1 protein-coding gene and 1 riboswitch are annotated in these 644 nt (G+C 29.7%); the gene reads right to left on the bottom strand.

The features are described 5' to 3' along the window. Positions 1-36 precede the first annotated feature (36 nt). Positions 37-171, bottom strand: a riboswitch (FMN riboswitch). A gap of 213 nt (positions 172-384) precedes the next feature. Next, the coding region (locus IDG60_RS19700) for a DUF1672 family protein (RefSeq protein WP_206161095.1) at positions 385-644 on the bottom strand (260 nt) is incomplete at its 5' end.

The following is a 644-nucleotide window of genomic DNA, read 5'->3' on the forward strand; positions in this document are numbered from 1 at the left end:
TCGTAAGAATAGGAGGATTATTGCACAACAAAAAACCTCCATCTTCTCCCATCCAGACTATACTGTCGGCTCTAGAATCTCACTAGATCAGCCACTAATATGATACATACTAGCAGGTCGCAGGCTTAATTTACTGCCGGTTGGGAATTACACCCGACCCCGAAGATGAATTTTACATTATTAAATTTAATTCCCATTAATTTTATACTATATATCACAAAACCTCAATAACTATGCTTAAAATGAAAATTAATTAAGTTGGTGATGTATAATGAATTTGCGATTTGCGAGCATTGGTTGGAATGTTGTTTGTTTGATTAATTTTTGAGATGGCTTTTTTGAACCTATCTTTTTATTGTTTTTAGTTTAATCATTCGTGTTAGCTTATTCATGATTAAATACACCTACTTCTATTACATCCTTCTTACTATAATTAGGTCTTGTTGTATTTATATATTTATTAGAAATTTGAAGAGAAACATTCAAATCATGAGGAATATTCTTTTTCTTTTTTAGCACTTCAGAAAAATCAATCATCTCGTCTATTGTATTATCTTTAGTAAAATTATCTTTAGTACTAAATAAAGTTGTAACAACATATGGACGTGATTTATCTTTAAGTTGTTTTTTTGAGTTTCTGATAC

The organism is Staphylococcus sp. EG-SA-2 (assembly GCF_017152085.1).